The following is a 17,968-nucleotide window of genomic DNA, read 5'->3' as shown; positions in this document are numbered from 1 at the left end:
TCATTACTGGTCCGGTGCTGCCCATGGGGCGGGAACTCAATAGCATAATCAACAACCGCGCGTTCAGTGGCTTCGTCGGCGCGGTTCTTCAGGTTCGGAGCCCGGCGGTTCTGGTTAACCAGCGCATCAATGCCACCTTCAGCAGCCGGTTCCTGATAGCGGTAAAATGTATCGCGTGACACGCCCATGATCTTGCAGGCTTTTGATACGTTACCGAGTTCTTCGGCGAGATTGAGCAGGCCGGCTTTGTGTTTGATAATGGGATTGTTAGTATGAAGCATGAGAGTTACCGCGTTTTGTTTAAGGATTAGGCACCCATATCAAAACCGGTAACTCTCAACCTTTCAAGGTACAGTGTCAGATTTAGTCGCGACTAATACATTTATCCCAGGGATCACACCGCGTTTTTTGCCCCACACTCTCATTCGGCAAAGCCCAAAACACGTTCAACCAGCTTATCGATGCCTTTGGCCGCCTCGCTAATGGAGTTCGCCAGCATGTAAGCCGGTGTCGTCACCACTTTGTGCTGCGCATCGACCACAATATCATTCACCGGGCAAACAATGTGCGTACCACCCATTTCTTCTATACATTCTGCGGTATCGATATCATTTCCAATTGTAACTCTCACCGACTCCCCCAGCAGTTTTGGCAACAGTGCCGGAGCGATGCAAATAAAACCAATTGGTTTGTTCTGCTTATAAGTTTCTTGCGTGAGTAACGCCAATGATTCATCAACCTGGCACACCGCGCCTTCTGTCGAGAAATCACTAAGATTCTTCGCCGCACCAAAACCGCCGGGAACAATTAATGCGTCCAATTGGCTGGCATCCGCCTGCGACAGTGGCTGGATGTTGCCACGGGTGATCCGAGCGAACTCGACTAAAATATTGCGATTCTCACCAGTTACTTCACCCGTCAGATGATTAACCACATGAAATTGCGGCTTATCTGGCGCAAAGCATACCGCCTGAGCCCCCGCACGATCGACGGCAAGCAGCGTCAGCACTGCTTCGTGAATTTCGGCGCCATCATAGACGCCGCAACCGCTCAGAACGATGCCGACTCGTTTCATCATATTTTCCTTCATTTCATTACATCAACTAATTGATTTTTTGATTGACAAACACTAATCTACATCACACGTTTTAACGATTCTTGTAACAACGATTTCTGCATTTGCTATTTTGTTGCTTGAGCGGTTCGTCACCTTATGACGTTGCGAATACTCGCACCTGCTAACTGAAACTGCTGATAATTATCAAGCAGGTGTATAGTTCCCCTGGTGTTGGCGCATAATTCGCGCACCCCGGCCTCGGTCGGGGTCATTTTTTTAGGCCCCTGAAAATCCTTTTCCTCTCCCTAACGATGCCCACACCGCGATTTATCGCACCGCGTTGGCGTGCACCCGCTATTTGCGGGCGCGTTTTTCCTGTTCAGCCACCCAGGATTTCAATACGTCAATATCGTGCCGCCAGTCGTGTTTCAGTTCGTCAATCCACTCCTGCACGTTGTCCCACCAGGCGGGCAGCGTAGTGGTCTGGATTTGCTGGGCCACCTGCTGTAGATGGCGCAACCCAACGGAACCGGCAGCACCTTTTATTTTGTGCCCCTCTTCCGCGATGCCTTTCTGATCGCGTGCTGTCATATTGGAATCCAGCACGGCAAGATAACCGGGCATCATCTGCTCAAACATCGCCACGCTCTGATGGATCAACGACGGTCCAACCAAATCCAGATATTGTTGCAACATGGGAATATCAAGCAACGCTTCTCGAACCGGTTCCTGCTCCGACACATCGGTGGTGGCTTGCTCAGGCTCATCCTGATAGTCCCAATACTGTTTAATAACAGAGGTTAATGCAGGCACCGCCAGCGGTTTGCTAAGCACATCGTCCATACCCGCATCGAGATATTCTTTTTTATCGCGCAGTACGTTAGCCGTTAAAGCAATCAGCGGCGGCACGTTTTGTCCGGCATATTTTTTGCGCAGCTCACGCGCCACATCCAGCCCGGTCATGTCCGGCAGTTGGATATCCAGCAGCACCAGATCGAATTCGTCCGGATCGAACATCGTCAGCGCTTCCTGTCCGGTCATCGCCACTTCCACGCTACTGCCCAGTTTCTCCAGCACCGAACGCGCGACCACCACATTTAGCTCGATGTCCTCCACCAGCAGCACGTTGAGCGCGGGTAACGGCAACCCATCCTCTCCGCCGACAATCACCTCATCTTCCAACGCTGGGGCGGTAACGGTCAGCGTAAAGCAAGAACCTTTGCCCTGCGTGCTGGTGACATGAATATCACCGCCCATGTTCTGCGCCAGACGCTTGGAAACCGCCAAGCCGATGCCAGTACCGGTCGCCGGTTTACCGCCATGTTTGTCTTTTACCTGATAGTACATGGCGAAAATTTTCTCCAACTCATCTTTGGGAATGCCCATGCCGGAGTCTTCGACATCAAAGCGCAACTGATCGCCCACGTCGTGCCAGACACGCACCACAATGTTCCCTTTCTGGGTAAATTTCACCGCGTTACTGAGCAGGTTCCACAGAATCTGGCGCAGACGCGTACCATCGGTAATCACCCGCTGTGGCAACGGCGGATGCTGTTCAACGACCAGTTGCAACCCCTTCGGCTGCGCCAGCAAACCGCCCAGATTTTCCAAATCCGCCAGGAAACCAATAAAATCAATAGCCTGATTATCCAGTTGCACCTTGCGGCGCTCCTGCTTGTCCATCTCGATCACGTCGTTGAAGATATTGCCCAGCGTGATGGCGCTGACATGCAGGGTTTTGAGGTATTTTTCTTGTTCCGCATCCAGGTGAGTATCGAGCAGGATGCGACTGAGGCCAACAATGCCATTAAGCGGCGTACGAAGCTCGTGGCTGATCGTTGAGATGAAGGTGGTCTTATCCCTACTGGCGTTCTCTAACGCGTCCTGATAGCGTTTACGCTCAGTTATATCGCGCCCAAAACCCATCAGCCCGTGTCGCTTGCCCATTCGGTCGTAGAAAGGCACCTTGCGCAGTTCAAAACAGGCTTTGCGCCCGTCAGGATAGACCAGCCACTGTTCATAGGTGAGTGACACGTTGTGACGGAACACTTTTTCATCCGTTTCCATCACTTTTTCCGCCACATCGGGGGTGTAAACGTCTTTCGGCGTCAGACCCACCAGCTGTTTCTGGCTGCGACCCAACAGCAGTTCCATGGCGCGGTTACAGCCGGAAAACTCTTTATTTTCATTGCGGTAGTAAACTAGGTCCGGCGAGGCATCCAGAAATGATCGTAACAGCGCTGATTGTTGCTCCAGTTCCACCCGCACCTGTTCGCGTCCGGCAATTTCCTCTTTGAGCTTGCTCAGCATCATCAGACGCGCCTCTTCTGCTTTTTCGCGATCGGCAATCTCCTGATTGAGCTGGGCAATATTGACCTTTAGCTGATCGTTCAGCGTCTGGTCGCGCAGGCGCATCTCCTCCAGCTTCGCCACCAACTTAGCCAGACGTTGGCGCGACTCCTCCAACTGATCCACCACCACGGAGAGGAAATAGACCGCCCAGGGGGTGATTAACAGGCCAAAAAATACGGAGCGAACGACATCGATGTCTTCGACCTTGCCGGTCAGCAGCAGCGTGACTGCCATCTGCACGGCCATCGCCAGCAGCACCAGCACCGAGGCCAGCAACAGTGAAAAACGCACCAGCCCGAGCTTTACCATCAAATCGACGTAGTACTGCGCCAACAACCGGATCTGCTTCATAGAGAATTTCCTTGGATACCCACCGCGCCATCATAACGTAAAACTCAGCACGATGCGGTGAGACAATCAGCACAACACGTTAACATTACCCTAAGATAACCTGTTGATATGGTTGGCCGAAAGCAGAGCCTTGCACCCCATGAGCCTGAAGGTATAAATCCAGTTCCACCATCCCGGTCCAGCGGTTTTCGCACCATAACGGTGCCAGCAGCGTCGGCCGCCGGGCGCTGGCAGAAATACGATGGAACACGACCTCTGGTGGCGTATGGCGAATCATCTCGCCGGCCGTGGCGACGTAGGTGCCCAGCGGTAATTCGCTCAACCGCCCGGCGCGCCACGCCTTAGCCATAATGCTACCGTCAACGATATGCAGAGGGTGAAGCTTGATGCCTTCAACGCCGGTATCCACCACGCGTTGCAACGTCGTCATGCAGTGCTCGGCACGCTCGCCCGGCAATCCGACAATCAGGTGGCAGCACACGCGTAAACCGCGCTGATGCGCACGCTGCACCGTTTCCTGATAGCAGGCAAAATCGTGACCGCGATTGATGCGATGTAGCGTTTTATCCCAGGCACTCTGTAGCCCCAGTTCCAGCCACACCTCATAGCCTTGCGCATGGTAACCTGCCAACAGATCCAGCACGCTGTCCGGCACACAATCGGGGCGCGTACCCACGCACAGGCCGACGATCTCGGCTTGTTGCAACGCCTCCTGATAAAGACGGTCCAGCATCTGCACTTCGCCATAGGTACTGGTATAAGCCTGAAAATAGGCCAGATAACGTTTGGCGCGATTGACCTTGCCCGCCTGCGTGTTGAGCTGTTCGGCAATGCTTTGGCGTTGCATGGCCTCATCGGCAAAGGAGGCCACATTGCAGAATGTGCAACCTCCCCGCCCGAGCGTACCATCCCGATTTGGGCAGTTAAATCCGCCGTGCAGCGTCAGTTTATGAATCTTTTCGCCATAACGACGTTGCAAATCCCCGCCAAACATATTGATTAATTTTTGCAATTGCATATTCTAACCTACCCCCTGAGGGAAAGCAGACGACCCTTCTCTTCCAGCGTTCGCGATGACCGCGATCAATCACGCACATCCCAATGAAATGCATTTTTATTCGCTTTTAGTGAAAAAAACTCACATATACACTGATTAAAGTTTCTAATCCCTTACGCGCGCGTCATGAAAAGATGAATCATTACTTAAAAAGAGTTTCATTAAATCTAAAAGTGGATATCCACAGCAGAATATTCTATAACATAGAGATAACGCAGCAGGGTGACGAGATGTTCACGCTTTTGCATAGTGATACAGCTCACACTTCATCCGGCCATCAAGGCGTAGTCCAACGGAGATTTTTTTTAAAAAAAATTTATTTTCATAATGATAACTAAATATTATCTCTTAATCGCACATTTTGCATTGATATTTGACCTGAACTGGCTTTCTCGCTAATTTGGGAGTCCGCTGGAAGCTTTACCGACGAGTCCGCGACTCGTCATATTTATGCAGTTAGAAAAGAAAGACTCCCTCTTAAAGCAAGTCATAGTCCACTTGTAAGACCGTCACGAGAGGCCGAAGAAGAGAACGGCAGGATGTGCGACCCCGTCATCCGCCACCGTTCAACGCCACGGTGCCGAACGAGGTAGGTTGTGAGAGTAACACAGAGCCTGGGGGGTTCACTGAGATATGTTGTACGATGCATCCCAAGAGAGAGACAACTGTGGTTTCGGATTGATCGCCCATATAGAAGGTGAACCGAGCCACAAGGTCGTGCGTACTGCGATTCACGCGCTGGCCCGTATGTAGCACCGTGGCGCGATCCTTGCTGATGGCAAGACCGGCGACGGCTGCGGCTTGTTATTACAAAAACCCGATCGTTTCTACCGACTGGTGGCCGAAGAGCACGGCTGGCGGTTGGCGAAGAATTACGCCGTGGGCGTGATGTTCCTCAATCAGGACCAGGATCTGGCCCGCGCTACACGTCGCATTGTGGAAGAAGAACTGCAAAATGAAACCTTGTCCGTACTGGGATGGCGTGAAGTGCCCACCAACCCAGACGTGCTTGGTGAAATTGCCCTCTCCTCACTGCCGCGCATCGAACAGATTTTTGTCAATGCTCCTGCGGGATGGTCGCCGCGCGATGTGGAGCGTCGCCTGTTTATGGCGCGCCGCCGTATTGAAAAGCGCATTCAGGATAAAGAGTTCTACGTTTGTAGCTTCTCCAACATGATCAACATCTATAAAGGTCTGTGTATGCCGGCGGATTTACCGCGCTTTTACCTGGACCTGGCGGATTTGCGTCTGGAATCGGCCATCTGTCTGTTCCACCAACGCTTCTCTACCAACACCGTGCCGCGCTGGCCGCTGGCCCAGCCGTTCCGCTATCTGGCGCACAATGGCGAAATCAATACCATTGCCGGTAACCGTCAATGGGCGCGGGCACGTGCCTACAAATTTAAAACGCCGCTGCTCCCCGATCTGCAAGATGCCGCACCGTTCGTTAACGAAACAGGCTCTGACTCCAGCTCTCTGGATAACATGCTGGAGCTGTTCCTGAGCGGCGGGATGGATATCGTGCGCGCCATGCGTTTACTGGTGCCGCCCGCCTGGCGGAACAACCCGGACATTGATCCGGAACTGCGTTCGTTCTTTGACTTTAGCTCCATGCACATGGAGCCGTGGGACGGCCCGGCCGGTATCGTCATATCCGATGGTCGCTATGCGGCCTGTAACCTGGACCGTAACGGTCTGCGCCCGGCGCGCTACGTCATCACCAAAGACAAGCTGATCACGTGCGCCTCTGAAGTGGGGATTTGGGATTATCAGCCGGACGAAGTGGTGGAAAAAGGCCGCGTTGGCCCCGGCGAACTGATGGTTATCGATACCCTCGAAGGCCGCATTCTGCACTCCAACGAAACCGACAACGACCTCAAAGGCCGCCACCCGTACAAAGAGTGGATGGAACGCAACGTCAAGCGTCTGGTGCCGTTTGAAGAACTGCCGGACGATCAGGTCGGCAGCCGTAAGCTGGATGACAACCTGCTGGAAACCTACCAGAAGCAGTTCGGCTACAGTAGCGAAGAGCTGGACCAGATTGTGCGCGTACTGGGCGAAAACGGCCAGGAAGCGACAGGCTCAATGGGTGATGACACCCCGTTTGCCGTGCTCTCCAGCCGCCCGCGCATCATTTACGACTACTTCCGTCAGCAGTTTGCGCAGGTGACCAACCCGCCGATCGACCCGCTGCGTGAAGCGCACGTAATGTCGCTGGCAACCTGTATTGGCCGCGAAATGAACGTATTTTGTGAAGCCGAAGGTCAGGCGCACCGTTTGAGTTTCAAATCGCCAATCCTGTTGTACTCCGACTTTACTCAGTTGCTCACCCAAGACCAGCAGCACGACCGCGCTGAAACGTTGGATCTGACCTTTGATCCGCGCGAGAAGTCACTGCAGCAAACCGTTGAGGCGCTGTGTGAAGAAGCCGAGCGCAAAGTGCGTGAAGGTGCCGTGTTGCTGGTGCTTTCCGACCGTGCCATCAGCGAGCACCGTTTACCGGTTCCGGCGCCAATGGCGGTGGGTGCCATTCAGCACCGCCTGGTGGAAAAGAGCCTGCGCTGCGACGCCAACCTGATTGTTGAAACTGCCAGCGCCCGCGATCCGCATCATTTCGCCGTTCTGCTGGGCTTCGGCGCTACGGCTATCTATCCGTATCTGGCGTATGAGTCACTGGCTCGACTGGTGGACAACAACACCATCGAGAAGCCTTACCGCACGGTAATGCTCAACTACCGCAACGGTATCAACAAAGGCCTGCACAAGATCATGTCCAAAATGGGCATCTCAACTATCGCGTCGTACCGTTGCTCCAAGCTGTTCGAAGCAGTGGGCCTGCACAAAGAGCTATCAGCGCTCTGCTTCCACGGGGTAGTGAGCCGTATTGGTGGTGCCAACTTCGGCGATTTCGAGCAAGACCTGCAAAATCTGGCAAAACGCGCTTGGTTGAAGCGCAAAACGCTAGAACAGGGTGGCCTGCTGAAATTCGTTTACGACGGCGAATACCACGCCTATAACCCGGATGTGGTTAACAGCCTGCGACAAGCTGTGAAAAGCGGCGAGTACAGCGACTACCTGGAATATGCCAAACACGTCAACGAACGCCCGGTGGCGACGCTGCGTGACCTGTTGGCCATCAAACCGCAGGAAGGCGTAGCCATCCCGGTTGACGACGTAGAACCGGCCAGCGAGCTGTTTAAGCGCTTTGACACCGCCGCCATGTCTATCGGTGCGCTGAGCCCCGAAGCACATGAGTCTCTGGCGGAAGCCATGAACACCATTGGCGGTAACTCCAACTCCGGTGAGGGTGGTGAAGATCCGGCGCGTTACGGCACTAATAAGGTGTCACGTATCAAGCAGGTGGCCTCTGGTCGTTTCGGTGTTACCCCTGCTTATCTGGTCAACGCTGACGTAATTCAGATTAAAGTGGCACAGGGGGCCAAACCCGGAGAAGGCGGTCAGTTGCCGGGCGATAAAGTGACACCGTACATCGCCAGATTGCGCTACTCCGTGCCGGGCGTAACGTTGATTTCACCGCCGCCGCACCACGATATTTACTCTATCGAAGATTTGGCTCAGTTGATTTTTGACCTGAAGCAGGTCAATCCGAAAGCGATGATTTCGGTCAAGCTGGTTTCTGAACCGGGCGTGGGTACCGTTGCGACCGGCGTAGCCAAAGCTTACGCCGACCTGATCACCATCGCCGGTTATGACGGCGGCACCGGTGCCAGCGCGCTCAGCTCAGTGAAATATGCTGGCTGCCCGTGGGAACTGGGGCTGGTGGAAACCCAGCAGGCGCTGGTGGCTAACGGGTTACGCCACAAAATCCGTCTGCAAGTGGACGGTGGTCTGAAAACCGGCGTTGATATCATCAAAGCGGCGATTCTGGGCGCAGAAAGCTTCGGCTTCGGTACCGGCCCAATGGTAGCACTCGGCTGTAAATACCTGCGTATTTGCCACCTGAACAACTGTGCTACCGGCGTCGCCACGCAGGATGACAAGCTGCGCCGCGATCACTACCACGGTCTGCCTGAGCGTGTGATCAATTACTTCAACTTTATTGCGCAGGAAACCCGTCTACTAATGGCGGAGCTGGGTGTTAGTCAACTGGTTGATTTGATTGGCCGTACCGATCTACTGGTGGAACTGGATGGCTTCACAGCCAAACAGAACAAACTGGATCTCTCTGCGCTGCTGCAAACTGCGCAGCCGCAACCGAGCAAAGCGCTGTACTGCACCGAGAGCAACCCGCCGTTTGATGATGGGCTGTTGAACAAGGTGCTGCTGTCTCAGGCACAACCGCACATCGCAGCGAAACAGAGCAAAGCGCTCTACTTTGATATCCGCAACACTGACCGTTCCGTCGGTGCAACGCTATCCGGTGCTATTGCCTCTCAGCACGGCGATCAGGGGCTGGCAAGCGACCCGATCAAAGCCAACTTCTCTGGCACTGCCGGACAAAGCTTCGGCGTATGGAACGCAGGCGGCGTGGAACTGACGCTGACCGGTGACGCCAACGACTATGTGGGCAAAGGCATGGCTGGCGGTTGCATCTCCGTGCGTCCACCGGTTGGCTCCGCGTTCCGCAGTCATGAAGCGAGCATTATCGGCAACACCTGCCTGTACGGCGCGACTGGCGGCAAGCTATTTGCCGCTGGCCGGGCGGGCGAACGTTTCGGCGTGCGTAACTCCGGTGCCATCACCGTGGTGGAAGGCATCGGCGACAACGGCTGTGAGTACATGACGGGCGGTATCGTCTGCGTATTGGGCCGCACAGGCGTTAACTTTGGCGCAGGCATGACCTGCGGTTTCGCCTACGTACTGGATGAAGACGGTGAGTTCCGTAAGCGCGTCAACCCTGAGCTCGTGGAAGTGCTGTCGGTCGACGATCTGGCGATTCACGAAGAGCACTTACGCGCCCTGATCACCGAGCACGTGCAGCACACCGGTTCCCAGCGCGGCGAAGAGATCCTCGCCAACTGGCCGGTCTGGGCATCGCGTTTCGCGCTGGTGAAACCCAAGTCGAGTGATGTTAAGGCATTATTAGGGCATCGTAGTCGTTCCGCAGCAGAATTGCGGGATCAGGCGCAGTAAGAGGGCATTATGAGTCAGAACGTTTATCAATTTATCGACTTACAGCGTGTTGATCCGCCGAAAAAGCCGTTAAAGATTCGCAAAATCGAGTTCGTGGAAATCTATGAACACTTTTCCGAAAGCCAGTCCAAGGCGCAGGCAGACCGCTGCCTGGCCTGCGGTAACCCCTATTGCGAATGGAAGTGCCCGGTACACAACTACATTCCCAACTGGCTGAAACTGGCAAACGAAGGGCGCATTATCGAAGCAGCTGAGCTGTCGCACCAGACCAACAGTCTGCCGGAAGTGTGTGGACGCGTTTGCCCGCAAGACAGACTGTGTGAAGGTTCCTGTACGCTTAATGCGGAGTTTGGCGCGGTCACCATCGGCAATATCGAACGCTACATCAATGACAAAGCGATCGAAATGGGCTGGAAACCCAACCTGTCTCACGTGAAACCCACCGGCAAGCGGGTTGCCATTGTGGGCGCGGGCCCGGCAGGGTTGGCGTGTGCCGATGTGTTGGCACGCAGCGGTGTGCAGGCGGTGGTGTTCGATCGTCATCCGGAAATTGGCGGTTTGCTGACCTTCGGGATTCCGGCCTTCAAGCTGGAGAAAGAGGTGATGATCAAACGCCGTGAAATCTTCAGTGAGATGGGTATTGAGTTCCAACTCAACACCCAGATTGGCAAAGATATTGCGCTGGAGACCCTGCTCGCCGATTACGACGCGGTATTCCTAGGTGTCGGCACCTATCAGTCCATGCGTGGCGGATTGGAAAACGAGGACGCGCCGGGCGTGTACGACGCACTTCCGTTCCTGATTGCCAACACCAAGCAACTGATGGGCTTTGAAACTACGCCGGATGAACCCTATACCGACATGAGCGGCAAGCGCGTTGTGGTGTTGGGTGGCGGTGATACCGCGATGGACTGCGTGCGTACCTCGGTGCGCCACGGTGCAACCCACGTGACCTGTGCCTACCGTCGTGACGAAGTCAACATGCCCGGCTCCAAGCGCGAAGTGAAAAATGCGCGCGAAGAGGGCGTGGAATTTCTGTTCAACCTGCAACCGCTCAGCATCGAAATCAACGGTGCCGGTAAAGCCTGCTGCGTAAGAATGGCGCGTACTGAACTGGGTGCGCCGGATGCCAATGGCAGCCGTCGTCCTGAAATCGTCGAAGGCTCCGAGCATGTGCTGGAAGCAGACGCCGTGATCATGGCGTTTGGTTTCCGTCCGCACAAGATGGAATGGTTGGCGAAACACGGCGTGGATCTGGACAGCCAAGGGCGCATCGTGGCCCCTGAGCAGAGCGAGAGCGCATTCCAGACCAGCAACCCGAAAATCTTCGCCGGTGGCGATGCGGTACGCGGTTCCGATCTGGTGGTGACAGCCATTGCCGAAGGCCGCAAGGCCGCGGATGGCATCATGAACTATCTGGAAGTGTAATCGGCAACGCCATCCATCAAGGCGGCGCTAGCCGCCTTTTTCTTGTGCGCACTATGCGAATGATTTAGCTATTGCTATTGAACTGATCGAGGATTTCCTGCTCTGTCAGCATCGGCGTTTGCTGGGCAAAATCATAAAAATCCGGTTTGCTTTCAATATAAATCTGACTCACCAACCGTTTGCGATCATCTGGGAATATCCCCGCAGACAGTTCATAGGTTTGCGTTTCTAGCAGCAGGTAATAGAGATGGGTGCCGCAGATTTGGCAGAACGTACTCTCTGCCCATTCTGACGAGCGGTAATGGGTGACATTCTCTTCACCGCGCAGTGTCATATCGTGTTTTCACTCAACCGCCAACAGCGGTCCGCCGCCCCACTGGCGGCACATGTTGCAATGACACACGCTGACCTCATGTACACACGCTTCCGGTACTTCGACGGTGACTGCGCCGCATAAGCACTGGCCTTTGGTCATTTTCATCACGTCCTCCTGCCGCAAACGGTTATCGATTTTTATCAATGCGGTTGCCATAAAAAAAAGGGCATACCGACGGTTGCCCCTTTTCTGTGAATGTGATTATTTCACCACACGTAACGATGGTCGCCCACCGCACGGCGCCGGTGGTGGTGGTGGATCATCAGGCGGGTTAGTCTCCGTCACGTTGTCTTGTTGCTCGTTATCCACAACCGACATAACCACACCCGGCGTCAATGCCTCACCCTGCACATCCGTAAGGTTATCCAGCTCATAGTCGGGCTCAGGCTCAAACATGGTTCCAGCGCCGTTTTCACGGGCGTGAATAGCCAGCACAGCGGCCATCGGGACATAAACATGACGCGGTACGCCTCCAAAGCGGGCGTTAAAACGCACGCTGTCATCAGCCAACTCCAGGCCACCTACCGCACGCGGTGCGATATTCAGTACTATCTGCCCATCACGGGCGAATTCCATTGGCACCATTACGCCCGGCAGCGATACATCAACCACCAGATGCGGCGTTAATTGATTATCAAGCAGCCAATCATAAAAAGCCCGCAACAGATACGGACGGCGCGGAGACAGTTGAGACAACGCCATACAGGTTTAACCTCGGGTGTGCAAACGGATTTCACGCTCGGCTTCGGTCAGGGATGCCAAGAAAACATCACGCTCGAAGACGCGCGTCATATAACCTTTCAGCTCTTTCGCCCCTGCGCCCGTCAATTCGATGCCCAGCAACGGCAAACGCCACAGCAGCGGTGCCAGATAGCAATCGACCAAGCTGAACTCTTCGCTCATGAAATAAGGCGCTTCATTGAACACAGGTGCAACGGCCAACAACTCTTCACGCAGTTGTTTACGCGCCGCATCCGCTTCTTGTGCATTCCCCTGCATGATTTTTTTCAAGAGAGAATACCAATCGGATTCAATGCGGTGCATCATCAGGCGGCTGGTACCGCGCGCCACCGGGTAAACCGGCATCAACGGAGGATGAGGGAAACGCTCATCTAGGTACTCCATGATGATACGAGATTCATACAGCGTCAGTTCGCGATCGACCAACGTCGGCACGGAGCCATAGGGATTGAGGTCAATAAGATCCTGTGGCAGGTTATCCATATCCACCAGCTCAATCTCGACACTCACGCCCTTTTCCGCCAAGACGATGCGAACATGATGGCTAAAAATGTCGGACTGACCAGAAAACAGCGTCATCACCGAACGTTTGTTGGCAGCGACGGCCATGAAAACCTCCAAGTTTATCGAGAAATACGACTAATAACTAAACGGCGCTATCCTGCATAGCCCGGAATCACTGTACGTGATTGTCCACAAGAAAAACGTCTGGCGGCATCAACATTCGGGAAAATTGCCGGCTGGCATACAGGCACAAAATCGGCGAGCAGTTTACCAGATTTTGTGCGTTCTGTGGCGAAAGAAGCGAAATTTCATTACTAACTATCAGAAAAGCAGGATTATTTTTTATCTGAAGAGATGAAATGCGGGCAGAATTAGCCCGATGAGACGAATGCAAGACAAAAAAAACCCGATGCGAGCACCGGGTTTTTTGCGTTGATTTGCAGCGATAAACGCCAGAAATTAACGTTTGGAGTACTGAGGACGGCGACGTGCTTTACGCAGACCGACTTTCTTACGTTCAACTTCACGCGCGTCACGGGTAACGAAGCCCGCTTTACGCAGTTCAGAACGCAGAGACTCATCGTACTCCATCAGCGCACGGGTGATACCATGACGAATGGCACCCGCTTGACCGGAAATACCACCACCTTTAACGGTGATGTACAGATCCAGTTTGCCAACCATGTCGACCAGTTCCAGCGGTTGACGAACTACCATGCGGGCAGTTTCGCGACCGAAGTACTGCTCCGGGCTGCGCTGGTTGATAACGATATTGCCGTTGCCCGGTTTGATGAACACGCGAGCGGCGGAGCTTTTGCGGCGACCAGTGCCGTAGTATTGATTTTCAGCCATTGCCTATAATCCCGATTAAATGTCCAGAACTTGCGGTTGCTGTGCCGCGTGGTTGTGCTCGTTACCTGCGTAAACTTTCAGTTTACGGTACATAGCACGACCCAGCGGGCCCTTCGGCAGCATGCCTTTAACCGCGATTTCAATCACACGCTCAGGACGGCGGGCAATCATCTCTTCAAAGGTCGCTTGCTTGATACCACCGATGTGGCCGGTGTGGTGATAGTAAATCTTGTCGTTACGCTTGTTGCCGGTTACAGCAACTTTGTCAGCGTTCAGAACGATGATGTAATCACCAGTATCGACGTGCGGGGTGTATTCCGCTTTATGCTTACCGCGCAGACGGCGAGCCAGTTCAGTAGCCAAGCGGCCCAGAGTTTTACCGGTCGCGTCAACAACATACCAGTCGCGTTTGACGGTTTCTGGTTTAGCTGTAAAAGTTTTCATTAAAAGCTTACCCAATTTAAGTTACACGTTGGTGAACACCCAACCGCTTCAATAAATTCAGAAATAAAGTGTCGAGGTTCACACGGCATCTAGTCCAGCAAACCTACCCCTTCGAATAGCCATGCCGGCGCGATTAACGTTCCGGGGAAAAAAACGTTGTTGCAACGTGGGGTCGCAAGATTATAGAGAAGTCGATAACAAAGATCGACCTCTTTTCCACCAAAGCACAATAAATTCCCCGTTGTCTGATCAGGCAAGGTGAGGCTTGCTCAAATATTCTTCACTTTGCATCTCTTGCAACCGCGACAGGCAGCGCTGGTATTCGAATTTCAGGTGCTCGCCTTGATACAGCGCGAACATCGAGGTTTGTGCCGCGATCACCAGTTTGACCCGCCGCTCATAAAACTCATCCACCAATGCCAGAAAGCGGCGCGCCGCATTCTCCTCTTTGCTCCCCATCACCGTCACATTGTGCAGCAGTACCGTGTGGTAGAGGCGCGATAGCGCAATATAGTCATTCTGGCTGCGCGCATCGAGACACAGCGTGGCAAAATCGATGGCCAGTACCCCATCGCCCGCACTGAGCGTCGGCATCGGTCGATGGTTGATCTCCAGTACTGGTCCTGGCGTAGATAATGCCATGCCAGACAAGCGCGAGAACATCTGACGCATCTCAGCATCGGTTTCCTGCGACAGCGGCGTCAGATAGAGATGCGCCTGCGTTAGCGTGCGCAAGCGATAATCGATACCGGCATCAACATTGCGCACCTCGCAATACTGCTTGATCAGATCGATAGCTGGCAAAAAACGACTGCGTTGCAGGCCGTTGCGATAGAGGTTATCCGGAGGAATGTTGGACGTGACCACCAATGTGACGCCACGGGCGAACAACGCACGTAACAGTTCCGCCAGCAGCATGGCATCGGTGATATCCGTAACGAAAAACTCATCAAAACAGAGTACATCAGCCTGCGCCTTGAACCCATCGGCCACCTGCTCCAGCGGGTTCGGTTGCCCCTGTAGCTGGTTCAGTTCTTCGTGCACGCGCAGCATAAAGCGATGGAAATGCAACTGCAGCTTACGCTCTATGGGTAGACTCTGGAAAAACAGATCCATCAGCCAAGTTTTGCCGCGCCCAACCCCTCCCCACATATAAAGTCCCTGCACCGGTACCATCGACGTTTTATCCGCCAGCCCCAGCCAGTGCCGCCAGCGGGTAAAACGGCCATCGGATGCGGGAGTCGTCTGCGATGTTTCGCGCGCTTGCAAGGCCTGATAAATGTCATGCAGCGCGGTTACCGTTTGCAGTTGTACCTCATCAGGCTGATACTCGCCCGTCGCTACTGCCTGCTGATAGTGCGCCAGTGGCCCAGCAAGCGGCAGCGTTGTCGGTTGTATCATCACGGGTTCTCCCTTCATCCGTCATTTTCCGAAAAAAAGTTAGTCGTGTTTTATCGCCCGTTAACGGCGATTAGCTCCGCGATCATCGCATTTTTTCATGATATCACCTGAAATAGATCCCAATTACCTTACAGCGTCGCGTTTCGGGACTCCACTCGGGCGGCGTTAGCGGTTATAGTGGCTATTATGAAGTGAAAAAACCCTACGGGACAACGACGTCGAAAGAGGTGTCTTTATGACTTGGGAGTATACGCTAATAGGATTAGTTGTCGGCATCATCATCGGTGCTGTCGCCATGCGCTTTGGCAACTCTAAACTGCGGCAACAACAAGCGCTGCAAAGCGAGCTTGAAAAGAGCAAAACCGAACTGGAGACCTACCGTAGGGAGTTGGTGGGCCATTTTGCCCACAGCGCCGAGTTGTTGGACAACATGGCAAAAGATTACCGTCAGTTGTACCAGCATATGGCAAAAAGCTCTAGCAACCTGCTGCCAGATTTGCCGATGCAGGATAACCCGTTTCGCTACCGCTTAACCAAGGCGGAAGCAGACAACGATCAGGCACCGGTGGGCATGCCGCCGCGCGATTATTCAGACGGCGCGTCCGGACTGCTGCGCGGTGAGCGCCCGCTGCGCAAATAAGCATTTTGCACCCTACTGCGTGAAGGACAAGATCCTTCACGCAGCCTACATCCCCACGCTCCCTTCCCTGCACAATTTGACGATAGTTACATTTCCTTGACGAAAGAACAGTGAACTTTACACTTTATTCGCTGGTCGACTCTTCACCAGCCGTTTAAGTTTATATATCATCATGTTATTCATAATCGACATTCTGTCGATGGTTCGCAGGTTGTGAGAGATAAAGTCAAATGAAGAAAAAATCATTATTATTCAGCGCACTGGCAGTAAGCATTAGCCTTGCATTGTCATCGCTTCCTGCCGCACAAGCCGCCCTGCCCGCCGTGGTGGAAGGTCAACAGTTACCCAGTCTGGCACCGATGTTGGAAAAGGTGTTGCCTGCGGTGGTCAGTGTGCATGTGGAAGGCACACAAACTAAGCGCCAACGCGTACCGGAAGAGTTTAAATTTTTCTTTGGCCCGAATGCCCCCTCAGGCAAGCAGAACAGCCGCCCGTTTGAAGGCCTCGGTTCAGGCGTGATTATCGATGCTGCCAAAGGGTATGTACTCACCAATAACCATGTCGTCAACAACGCCGATAAAATTCGTGTGCAGTTGAATGATGGTCGGGAATATGATGCCAAACTGCTGGGTCGCGATGAGCAAAGCGATATCGCTCTGCTGCAACTGAATGATGCCAAGAATCTGCAAGAAGTTAAAATGGCGGACTCTGACCAACTGCGCGTCGGAGATTTCGCCGTCGCCGTGGGTAACCCGTTCGGTCTGGGCCAAACGGCCACCTCGGGTATTATCTCCGCGCTGGGTCGCAGCGGCCTAAATCTGGAAGGGTTAGAAAACTTTATCCAGACCGATGCCTCTATTAACCGTGGTAACTCTGGCGGCGCGCTGGTTAACCTCAACGGTAAGCTGATTGGGATCAACACCGCGATCCTGGCACCGGGCGGCGGTAACATCGGTATCGGGTTTGCCATTCCCAGCAACATGGCGCAAAACCTGGCGCAGCAACTTATCGAGTTCGGTGAAGTGAAACGCGGTCTGTTAGGCATCAAAGGCAGCGAAATGACCGCAGACATGGCGAAAGCCTTCAATGTGGAAGCGCAACGTGGTGCCTTCGTCAGCGAGGTATTGCCAAAATCCGCGGCCGCCAAGGAGGGTATCAAGGCAGGTGATGTGCTGACATCACTGGACGGCAAACCGATCAACAGCTTTGCTGAACTGCGTGCCAAAATCGGCACCACCGCGCCCGGTAAAACGGTAAAAATTGGCCTGCTGCGTGAAGGAAAACCGCTGGAACTCTCCGTGGTTCTCGATAATAACAGCTCTGCCGCCACCAGCGCCGAGAGCCTGTCTCCGGCCTTGCAGGGCGCATCGCTTGCCAATGGCCAGGCGAAGGATGGCAGCAAAGGGGTACAAATCGAAGACGTCACCAAAGACACACCGGCAGCACAGGTGGGCTTGCAGAAAGGCGATATCATTGTCGGCGTTAACCGTGAACGGGTAGAAAACATCACCCAACTGCGCAAAATTCTGGAAAGCAAACCCAGCGTGCTGGCGCTGAACGTGGTGCGTGGCGAAGAAACGATTTACCTGCTGCTACTCTAATACAATATATTGTATCAATACTATAAAATCGGACACGGTACATGCCGTGTCCGGTAAACTCATGTTATCC

Annotated in this window: 14 protein-coding genes and 1 pseudogene; 4 read left to right on the top strand and 11 right to left on the bottom strand. The window is 53.8% G+C overall.

Features of this window, described 5'->3' with window-relative positions; translation table 11 throughout:
* The 4 genes from QZ506_RS15435 to QZ506_RS15420 form a co-directional block, all read right to left on the bottom strand.
* Window positions 1-281, bottom strand: a 281-nt coding sequence (locus QZ506_RS15435; RefSeq protein ID WP_291972237.1) for a helix-turn-helix domain-containing protein, incomplete at its 3' end; no start/stop codon positions are given.
* A 140-nt stretch (window positions 282-421) separates the two neighbouring features.
* Complete coding sequence (elbB, locus tag QZ506_RS15430; RefSeq protein ID WP_291972235.1) at window positions 422-1,075, bottom strand: isoprenoid biosynthesis glyoxalase ElbB; 654 nt, start codon at window positions 1,073-1,075, stop codon at window positions 422-424.
* A gap of 336 nt (window positions 1,076-1,411) precedes the next feature.
* Entirely contained in the window at window positions 1,412-3,760 is a 2,349-nt protein-coding gene (arcB, locus tag QZ506_RS15425; RefSeq protein WP_291972234.1) for an aerobic respiration two-component sensor histidine kinase ArcB, read from the bottom strand.
* Window positions 3,761-3,845: 85 nt separating this feature from the next.
* Window positions 3,846-4,778, bottom strand: a complete 933-nt coding sequence (locus QZ506_RS15420; RefSeq protein WP_291972232.1) for a TIGR01212 family radical SAM protein — start codon at window positions 4,776-4,778, stop codon at window positions 3,846-3,848.
* 672 nt (window positions 4,779-5,450) lie between these two features.
* Here QZ506_RS15420 and gltB point away from each other — a divergent pair.
* Together gltB and QZ506_RS15410 are read left to right on the top strand one after the other, a co-directional pair.
* Window positions 5,451-9,911, top strand: a pseudogene (gene gltB / locus QZ506_RS15415) (glutamate synthase large subunit).
* Window positions 9,912-9,920: 9 nt separating this feature from the next.
* The gene (locus tag QZ506_RS15410) at window positions 9,921-11,339 is read left to right on the top strand and encodes a glutamate synthase small subunit (protein WP_291972230.1); all 1,419 of its coding nucleotides are present in this window, start codon (window positions 9,921-9,923) and stop codon (window positions 11,337-11,339) included.
* A gap of 64 nt (window positions 11,340-11,403) precedes the next feature.
* Here QZ506_RS15410 and QZ506_RS15405 read toward each other — a convergent pair whose 3' ends face one another.
* From QZ506_RS15405 to zapE, 7 genes are all read right to left on the bottom strand, one after another.
* Window positions 11,404-11,673 (bottom strand): GFA family protein, encoded by a 270-nt coding sequence (locus QZ506_RS15405; RefSeq protein WP_291972228.1) that lies wholly within the window; start codon window positions 11,671-11,673, stop codon window positions 11,404-11,406.
* 9 nt (window positions 11,674-11,682) lie between these two features.
* Complete coding sequence (locus QZ506_RS15400; RefSeq protein WP_291972226.1) at window positions 11,683-11,871, bottom strand: hypothetical protein; 189 nt, start codon at window positions 11,869-11,871, stop codon at window positions 11,683-11,685.
* Between the two features lie 45 nt (window positions 11,872-11,916).
* Entirely contained in the window at window positions 11,917-12,417 is a 501-nt protein-coding gene (gene sspB / locus QZ506_RS15395) for a ClpXP protease specificity-enhancing factor (RefSeq protein ID WP_291972224.1), read from the bottom strand.
* Between the two features lie 6 nt (window positions 12,418-12,423).
* Entirely contained in the window at window positions 12,424-13,065 is a 642-nt protein-coding gene (sspA, locus tag QZ506_RS15390; protein ID WP_291972222.1) for a stringent starvation protein SspA, read from the bottom strand.
* Between the two features lie 354 nt (window positions 13,066-13,419).
* Window positions 13,420-13,812 carry a 30S ribosomal protein S9 gene (rpsI, locus tag QZ506_RS15385; protein ID WP_291972221.1) on the bottom strand — a complete coding sequence of 131 codons (393 nt, stop codon included), beginning with the start codon at window positions 13,810-13,812 and terminating at the stop codon, window positions 13,420-13,422.
* 15 nt (window positions 13,813-13,827) lie between these two features.
* The gene (gene rplM, locus QZ506_RS15380) at window positions 13,828-14,256 is read right to left on the bottom strand and encodes a 50S ribosomal protein L13 (RefSeq protein WP_196908474.1); all 429 of its coding nucleotides are present in this window, start codon (window positions 14,254-14,256) and stop codon (window positions 13,828-13,830) included.
* A gap of 249 nt (window positions 14,257-14,505) precedes the next feature.
* Window positions 14,506-15,657, bottom strand: coding sequence for a cell division protein ZapE (zapE, locus tag QZ506_RS15375; RefSeq protein WP_291972241.1), 1,152 nt, complete (start codon window positions 15,655-15,657; stop codon window positions 14,506-14,508).
* A gap of 235 nt (window positions 15,658-15,892) precedes the next feature.
* On the opposite strand from zapE, the gene zapG reads away from it, so the two are divergent.
* Window positions 15,893-16,297, top strand: coding sequence for a Z-ring associated protein ZapG (zapG, locus tag QZ506_RS15370; protein WP_291972219.1), 405 nt, complete (start codon window positions 15,893-15,895; stop codon window positions 16,295-16,297).
* A gap of 230 nt (window positions 16,298-16,527) precedes the next feature.
* On the top strand, window positions 16,528-17,898 hold the full coding sequence (gene degQ, locus QZ506_RS15365) for a serine endoprotease DegQ (protein WP_291972217.1): 1,371 nt from the start codon (window positions 16,528-16,530) through the stop codon (window positions 17,896-17,898).
* The last annotated feature ends 70 nt before the right edge of the window (window positions 17,899-17,968 follow it).

The sequence above is a fragment of the Candidatus Symbiopectobacterium sp. genome, from assembly GCF_020054415.1.
GTDB lineage: Bacteria > Pseudomonadota > Gammaproteobacteria > Enterobacterales > Enterobacteriaceae > Symbiopectobacterium.
Note: the sequence above shows the minus strand (reverse complement) of the source record. Positions and strands in the feature narration are given on the sequence as shown.